8 protein-coding genes are annotated in these 8,148 nt (G+C 37.8%); 6 read left to right on the top strand and 2 right to left on the bottom strand.

Going from position 1 to position 8,148, the window contains the following annotated elements:
* Nucleotides 1-192 precede the first annotated feature (192 nt).
* The 6 genes from JQC92_RS19820 (at nt 193) to JQC92_RS19795 (ending at nt 6,965) form a co-directional block, all read left to right on the top strand.
* A complete protein-coding gene (locus tag JQC92_RS19820; RefSeq protein WP_205001268.1) occupies nt 193-507 on the top strand; it encodes a ComEA family DNA-binding protein in 315 nt (104 codons plus the stop codon).
* A 293-nt stretch (nt 508-800) separates the two neighbouring features.
* The gene (locus tag JQC92_RS19815) at nt 801-1,118 is read left to right on the top strand and encodes a ComEA family DNA-binding protein (RefSeq protein ID WP_205001267.1); all 318 of its coding nucleotides are present in this window, start codon (nt 801-803) and stop codon (nt 1,116-1,118) included.
* Nucleotides 1,119-1,193: 75 nt separating this feature from the next.
* Nucleotides 1,194-2,315 carry a 4-phosphoerythronate dehydrogenase gene (locus tag JQC92_RS19810; protein ID WP_205001266.1) on the top strand — a complete coding sequence of 374 codons (1,122 nt, stop codon included), beginning with the start codon at nt 1,194-1,196 and terminating at the stop codon, nt 2,313-2,315.
* A 27-nt stretch (nt 2,316-2,342) separates the two neighbouring features.
* Nucleotides 2,343-3,359 (top strand): aspartate-semialdehyde dehydrogenase, encoded by a 1,017-nt coding sequence (locus JQC92_RS19805; protein ID WP_129946512.1) that lies wholly within the window; start codon nt 2,343-2,345, stop codon nt 3,357-3,359.
* Nucleotides 3,360-3,524: 165 nt separating this feature from the next.
* On the top strand, nt 3,525-6,404 hold the full coding sequence (locus tag JQC92_RS19800) for a FimV/HubP family polar landmark protein (protein ID WP_205001265.1): 2,880 nt from the start codon (nt 3,525-3,527) through the stop codon (nt 6,402-6,404).
* Nucleotides 6,405-6,548: 144 nt separating this feature from the next.
* Nucleotides 6,549-6,965, top strand: a complete 417-nt coding sequence (locus JQC92_RS19795; protein WP_205001264.1) for a hypothetical protein — start codon at nt 6,549-6,551, stop codon at nt 6,963-6,965.
* Between the two features lie 206 nt (nt 6,966-7,171).
* Here JQC92_RS19795 and JQC92_RS19790 read toward each other — a convergent pair whose 3' ends face one another.
* Both JQC92_RS19790 and JQC92_RS19785 read right to left on the bottom strand, forming a co-directional pair.
* The gene (locus JQC92_RS19790) at nt 7,172-7,486 is read right to left on the bottom strand and encodes a hypothetical protein (protein ID WP_205001263.1); all 315 of its coding nucleotides are present in this window, start codon (nt 7,484-7,486) and stop codon (nt 7,172-7,174) included.
* Nucleotides 7,487-7,665: 179 nt separating this feature from the next.
* Entirely contained in the window at nt 7,666-7,989 is a 324-nt protein-coding gene (locus tag JQC92_RS19785; RefSeq protein WP_205001262.1) for a hypothetical protein, read from the bottom strand.
* Nucleotides 7,990-8,148 lie beyond the last annotated feature (159 nt).

Genomic DNA, 8,148 nt, shown 5'->3' with positions numbered 1-8,148 from the left:
GCACAGCTTGCTACTCTTCGTTGCCAGTGCTAACAATAGCTCACTATTGCCGCACACTGTCGCCTTGATTAACAAGTTGTGCATTCTCGCTGAAATCGAGCATCTTCAGGTATCATGGGTATAAATCATTCTCGTGATTCTAAATTTTAACATTCACGAGAATACGTCACTCAGTGATAAAAGGAGAAAGCTATGAAAGGACTTATCAAGGCTTCATTGATTGCGCTTGCGGTAGTATCAACAACCTCATTTGCAGGTAATGCGTCAGTTGAAAAGCAACCAAAATCTAAAGTCAAAGTTGAAGTTAATAAAAGCCAAGCCATTAATTTGAATACGGCAGATTTAAACCAGCTGCAGCTGTTAAAAGGTGTCGGAGCTGCAAAGGCATTAGCGATTTTTGAGCACCGAAAGCAGCATGGTAAATTTACCACCATGGATGATGTGCTCAAGGTTAAAGGAATAGGAAAGAAATTCTTAGAAAGTAACAAGGGTAAGATTTCTCTCTAATTCTTATATACTCATGATACCTGAAGATGCTCGATTTCAGCGAGAATGCACAGCTTGTTAATCAAGGCGACAGTGTGTGGCAATAGTGTGCGATTGTTAGCACTGGCAACACAGAGTAACACGCTGTGAAACTTGCACTGAGAAAGTCCTGAAACATGCATCTTCAAGTATCATGGGTATACTCCAAAAAAAGGATGCTTAACGCATCCTTTTTTGTTGGCAGGTTTGCTGTTTAATATCTATGTTTAAAGTTCAATTCGAAAAACATGTTAACAGCAAAGAAGGAGTTAACGATGAAAAGGACTTTGACCATTGGAGCTATCGTTTTATTATTTTCAGGTACAGTGTTCGCTGCCTCTAATTCAAATTTTCCGTTTGAATACCAATCAACTCATAAACGACCAGCAGAGGTCAATATTAAGCAGATTAATATCAATTCAGCGCTACATTCTGACTTGATGAATCTTCACGGTATTGATTCACAGAAAGCTCATGCGATTATTCGTTTTCGCGAATCAAATAACGGGTTTCAATCATTTGCTGAATTGGCAACCGTTGAAGGCATTGGTGGTAAACTCGTTGAAATTAATACCTATCAATTATCCTTATAATTGCCAGTAAAGGGTGAGCTCCGTACTCACCCTTTATGTTACAATTCTCTCAATTTCTAAATTTTTCTTATTTTTATGAAAATCATTGCAGATGAAAATATGCCATTTGCTGAACAGCTGTTTCAGCAGTTTGGCGAAGTGCAACTCGTAAACGGTAGAACAGTGACAGCTGAGCAAGTTAATGATGCTGATCTTTTACTGGTTCGTTCTGTAACTAAAGTGAATTCGTCACTGATTGCAGGTGCTAAAAAATTAAAGTTTGTGGGAACCGCAACCATTGGCATGGATCATATTGATCAAAGCTATCTAGCATTGAATCATATTCCTTTCAGCAATGCTCCTGGGTGTAATGCTATTGCTGTTGGAGAGTTCGCATTTATTGCGATGTTAGAGCTAGCTCATCGTTTCAAGCAAAAGCTTAAAAATAAAACTGTTGGTATTGTTGGAGTCGGCAATACAGGCTCTGCACTCGAAAGATGTTTGAATGCTTATGGTGTGAAAACGTTACTCTGTGACCCAATTAAAGCTACTGATAATAATCTAAAAACTTTTGTTAGTTTAGAAGAGATTATTGAACAGTGTGATGTGATCAGTTTGCATGTTCCCTTAACAAAAGAGGGAGAGCATAAAACAGAATCACTTCTTGATGAACAAAAGCTCAATCGAATTAAAAAAAATGCTTGGTTGCTTAACTGTTGTCGTGGTCAAGTGATCGATAATCTCGCACTGTTTAAAGTGAAACAACACCGCTCGGATTTAAAAATTGTTTTAGATGTATGGGCTAATGAACCAAACCCATTGGAAGCTTTAATTCCTTATGTAGAGTTTGCTACTCCACATATCGCAGGCTATAGCGTTGAGGGTAAGGCTCGTGGTACGTTTATGCTTTATCAAAAAGTTTGTGAATTGCTGGGGCAGAAACAAGAAATTCAGCTCGAAGATTTATTACCTCAATTTGAGTTTTCTCACATTGAACTAAATGAGCCATTATCTGAAAAACAATTACTGCGTCTTGCTCGGCTCGTTTATGACCTTCGAGACGATGATGAGCTATTCAGAAAACTTAATTTTGCTAATGCAGAATTCGATGAGATGAGAAAATCTCATCAACATAGGCGAGAATTTAGCGCACTTAGCCTTAAAAATTGTATACAATCTGAACTGGATTGGTTAAGCCAACTTGGATTTTCAAAGTAATTACTATTTAAAAGAGATAACTTCACTATGTCACAACAATTTAACGTCGTTGTTTTAGGTGCAACTGGTAATGTTGGCCAAACAATGATGGAAATATTAGAAGAACGAGACTTTCCTGTAGCTAACTTATACCCACTTGCGAGCAAAAATAGTGCAGGTGAAGAAATTAATTTCAACGGGAAATCAATAAAAGTTCTGGATGTAGAGGAGTTTGATTGGTCTCAAGCTCAAATTGGTTTCTTTTCTGCGGGGGGTGACGTTTCAGAAAAATGGGCTCCTATTGCTGCTGAAGCAGGGTGCGTAGTCATCGACAATACTTCACATTTCAGATACGACATTGATGTGCCATTAGTGATTCCTGAAGTGAACCCAGAAGCCATCGCTGATTTTAGAAATCGTAACATCATTGCTAACCCTAATTGTTCAACAATCCAAATGTTGGTTGCGCTAAAGCCAATTTATGATGCATTTGGTATCGATAGAATTAATGTGGCTACTTACCAGTCGGTTTCAGGCTCAGGAAAGAAAGCCATTGAGGAGTTAGCTCAACAGTGTGCTCGCTTACTTCAAGGTTTGCCTGTTGAACCAGATGTTTATGATAAGCAAATTGCGTTTAATGCACTGCCTCATATCGATACGTTTATGGATAACGGTTTTACTAAAGAAGAAATGAAGATGGTTTGGGAGACTCAAAAAATCTTGGGTGATTCGAATGTCTTAGTAAACCCAACGGCTGTTAGAATTCCTGTTTTTCATGGGCACAGTGAAGCCATTCATATTGAAACTCGACAGTCAGTAGAAGCTGACGACATTAAAGCCGTTCTTCAAGGTGCCGCTGGCATTGAATTATTCGAATCAAATGATGAGTACCCTACGGCGGTAACTGAAGCTTCGGGTAATGATGCTGTGTTTGTTGGTCGAGTGAGAAATGACTTATCTCACCCTAATGGGATCAATTTGTGGGTAGTATCAGATAACATTCGCAAAGGGGCTGCTTTGAACAGTGTTCAAATTGCAGAATTACTTATAAGAGATTATTACTAAACCTAAGTACTGAAAGCTTGCGGCATCGCAAGCTTTTTTGTTTTTAGGGCTTTTATGCCCCTAGCAGCACATTCGTTTCTGGTTTATAGTAAACTGAAATAAATACAATTGCTCATTAGCGTTGCAACCGATTCTATTTAAAGAGTATTAATTCAGGAAACTGCAATGCTAAAAAGGAAAGGATGGATGAACTTTCGGACTTCATATCTAAATCGCATATCTTCGTTTATCGTGTGTGCTCTTTTACTCTCTCTTACTCCCCAGTCAATTGCTGAACCCTTAAAAATCACTGGGCCAGATGGCCAATCTAGACAGCAAAATAGACAGTACGGTCCAACAACTAAAGCGGATACTTTTTGGAGTATTGCGCAAAAAATGCGTCCGAATAATAAAGTTAGTATTTATCAAGTGATGGCTGCAATTTATGATGCTAACCCACATGCTTTTACAAGTTCGAACTATAACAGCTTAGAACTTGGTATGATTTTACTAGTACCACCGGCTGAAAAAATGTTGGCAATTCCAGTTAGCATTGCAAGAGAGCGAGCAGAACAAGACGATAAAAGTTGGAAACAGCGAGCTCAACCTTCTAAACAGGTAACGCAAAAGACAAAACCAAAGCGCAAACCAAAGCCGATTGAAGAGCAAATAGCAGAAGCTAAAGCCGAGCCAGAAAGCCCTCAGAAAATAAGGCAGCTGACATTATTGCTTGAACAGGAAGAAAGTAAGGTTATTTCTCTGACTGACGAATTAAGCCGTACTCAAGATGAGCTTACAATGGCTAAAGAGGACTTAGATGCTTTGAAAGATCGTCTTTCAGAGTTATCAGATAAAGTCGGTTTACTCGAAGGAACCTTAACTGAAACTCGTCAGCTTAATGCTTCTCTCAAAGCCCAAAATAAAATTTTACAAGATACACTTGCACTTGAAAAAGAAGAAAAACCAACTGATTTGTGGCGGTCGCTGCTCGATAGCCCATTGACCTTGGCTGTCATTGCTATTGTTCCAGCTTTGCTTTTTGTCTTGCTCATTTTTGCATTATGGCGACGCAAGCAATCATCAAATGAAGAAGCATTTACTGAAGACACTCCTACAGAGCCTACCGTAGAGCCAAGTGAGGACATTCAACCTCAGGATATCGACCTTGATCCGGCTATTGATCCAGTGATAGAAGAAGATAACGTTGATGATTTTTTTGAAGAAATTGCTGTTCAACTCGATGACGAAGAGTCGGAGGATATGGTTGAAACGTTAGTAGAGTCTGAAGAGTCGAACACTGAACCAGATACATCTATAACAGAGTCTGATATGGATGATTTATGGGCCGAAGCACTCGATGAACAAATTGATGGAAAAGAGATAAGTTCGGACGTAGAAGACCTTCTTAACAAGCTTGATGAGCCTGAAGAGAAGATCAACGAGAACGATGTTCAGGCTTCAACTGATGTACAGGAAGAACTTGTCGAACAAGTTGATGAGAACACATTAGATAGTGGATCTGTTTCAGATGGCTTAGATGAACTGATTGACTCGACTGAAATCGATTTGGAAGATCCATTTTTAGACGATGAAGCTATAAACGAATTTGAATCTGCAGAAAATGAAGCTGATGAAGTGAATATAGATGAACTTATCAACTCAATGGAAGCTGAACAAGATGATACTGATAACGATCTTGAGGCCACATCAGAAGCTGAAAAAATATTTCTTGAAGAACCTGAAATTGAAGTTTCACTAGAATCAAAAGAGACTATTACAGAAACTGATGAATCTCAGGAAGAAAGTGATCTTAGTGATGAACAAGAAAACATTGAACTCGAATCTACGAGCATTGAAGGTGATATAGACAATTTAGATTTTGTTTCACCTGTAATGGATGATGTTCAAAGCTTGCCAGAAAGTGATTCAGGTTTAAACGCTGAAATTGAAACTGAAACTGAAGTAAACGAAGATGCTCAAGAATCTGAGTTACCGTCTCCAGATGTTGAAGCTAGCTCAGACGAGAAGATGCTAGAAGCTGAACTGGATACAACGTTACCAGAACCAGATGAAAATGTAGATGATCTCGATGCGCTTATGGCTGAGTTTGATGTTGATGTTCCGAGTCAATACCAAGAGTCGAGTTTACCTGAACCTACATCAATGGAAGTTGAAACGCCTCTTGAAGAACCAGAAACGTTTAATGTTAGTGAACCTGAACCTGTTGTAAGTACAGAGGATATCTCTGATTTTGATGACGGTCAGACAGACGCAAACGAAAACAGTCTACAAACAGAGTTTGAATCAGAGCTTTCACTCGCTGATGAAGTTGCAGAGATTGAAGAAACAGCTTTAACGTCTGAAGACAATGGTGAAGGCGGCAAAACAGAATTATCAGATATCGATCTAGGAATGGATTTCGAGTCTGTCAGTGAAAGTACTGATAATGCGTCAACGACTCTATCCCCTTCATCCAAAAGTGAAGCGCTTCCTGACTTAGACTTCGATATGGATTTAAGTGATGATGAGCTTTTTGATTCATTTGCTCAAGTTAGTGATGAAATAAATCATACAGAAGCTTTGTTATCAAGTGATATTGATTTAAATAAACTTGATACTGACGGTAAAGCTGAAAGTGCTTCATTTGAAGGCGACAACATGACTGTTGACGAGGCTTTAGCTGCTTTAGATGATGAAATTGGTTCTGATATTAGCGCAGAAAAAATTTCTGGAGATGATTTAAGTAACTTCCAAAAAGAGAATGGTTATATCGACATCGATAAGTTACTCAATGAATCATCTGAAGAATCAACAGAAGTTGATCCTTACAAAGAAGTGGACGTTAATTTGGGTGAGTCATCTGAATTAGAAAATTTGTTTGAAAGTAACCCGATGGTAGATGTCGATGATGCTGAAAACTCAGTAAATGCTAAATTAGATCTGGCTCGTGCTTACATTGAAATTGATGATAAAGACAGTGCTAAAGCTTTGCTTGAAGAGATCCAAATAGATGGTAATGATAGGCAAAAATCGGAAGCAATTGAGTTACTAACGACGATTTCCTGATCGAAAACTGGATAAAAGGTGTCAGTTTTACTGGTGCCTTTTGTTCAACCCATCTGTAGTAAACACTTTATAAATAATAATTAATTTGAAAGGAACTCATTATTACGTTGTATTATATGTGAATATTTTAAATCGGACATTGATATGAGCACTCAACTCCCTACATTCTCTCCTCAGTCCCATCTTATGTCACAAAGCAGCATTGGTAGTGATTTATCGAGTTCTAGTACATCTTCAATTGAACTTGATTTCTCGGCTTCCCCCGAATGTAATAGCTTCGAATTAACAAGTGTTGAAAATGAGCCGGCGCTCACCCGCTTCTTAGATGAGCAGAATGTGAAAGGCCAAGCAGCAAAATTTTATAAGGACATGGTTTCTAGTAAAGATGACTCTTTTTCAGTAGAACTATATGCAAAATTTGCTCGTAATTTAACAAAAGAGATCGGTGTTGAAATTGAGAGTAAATCAGACTCTAATGAAAGTGAGGTTCATTGGGTTATAAAATTAAGTGCAACAGGGGCAGAGTTCAGATTCGTGTCTCAAACGCATACATTTACTTAATAATAATGCAGTTTAAGGTACCCATTTTTTAGGTTACTTTCAGTAAGCACTCTATGATACTTTTCAAGCCATCAACGATTAGAGTGCTAGAAACTAGATGAAATTTGATAAAAAAAACAGTCTTTATTTAGATTTTAAAAATTAAATCATTTTTTGATATTGAGTAAATTGGTTTATTTAAATGCCATTGCAAATTAGCATTTGATTCAGTGATATAGATTACTTGGAGAGGCGGTACTTTTGGCTATTACAGTGTCTTGAATGCCTTCCCACTGTGTAATATCCGCTTGTCTTAATACCTTTAAACGATCACCAACTTTTAAGTTGTATTGTTTGCTTAAATTCACCACAACTTTATCAGGTGAAAGTTGATTAATGCTGCCAAATAGAGGTTGATTATTGACGAAACTTGCTACGGATAAAACAGATTTCCTTAACGAGCTTTTTGCACTTCTCCCATATTGTGAATTCCAAAATTCATCCGATAAAAAAGATATTTCCTTATAATCATAAAACTCCAAAATTGCATCAGATTGGAATGATTTTTTCCAGACGGTTTCATTGGTGTTTCAACGAGTCAGTTTAAAATGAGTATGAAAGTTCTTTTTGGGCTCAGAACCAAAAATCCGAAGAGGGCACTTGCTTGTGAAACTCGGACATTGATATGCACCGTGTGTATTTATGTTTGTCAGAGTTGTTTCTAGAGTAAATAGCCCGTCGTAGGTTTGAGTCTCCGAAATGGGTTTGCAACAATTGCGCTTACCGAATATTCAGTGCCTGAAGTAAACAAGGACATGACTTCATCTAATACTTCAGATGTTGAGTTTACCGACTGAGGGTCATGAGTTTTTTCAGTTGGAGATTTTATACAAATCGTATGAACAGGATGTATTGATGTGAATTTTTCACTATTCTCGTTAATCATTACTGAGAGTTTCAACACCAGAATGTTATTAATACTACTTTCAGATATCAATTTTACTTTCGTATCATCGATGAGTTCTAGCTTTAATGTCTTATCCAATAACTTACTTTGATATTTTTATTTTATTAGGTCATGTATACCCATGATACCTGAAGATGCTCGATTTCAGCAAGAATGCACAACTTGTTAATCAAGGCGACGGTGTGCGGCAATAGTGAGCTATTGTTAGCACTGGCAACGAAGAGTAACAAGCTGTGC

Source organism: Parashewanella hymeniacidonis, from assembly GCF_016900895.1.
Classification (GTDB): Bacteria; Pseudomonadota; Gammaproteobacteria; order Enterobacterales; family Shewanellaceae; genus Parashewanella; species Parashewanella hymeniacidonis.
The sequence above is the reverse complement of the archived record's forward strand: the minus strand, read 5'-3'. Positions and strand labels throughout refer to the sequence as shown.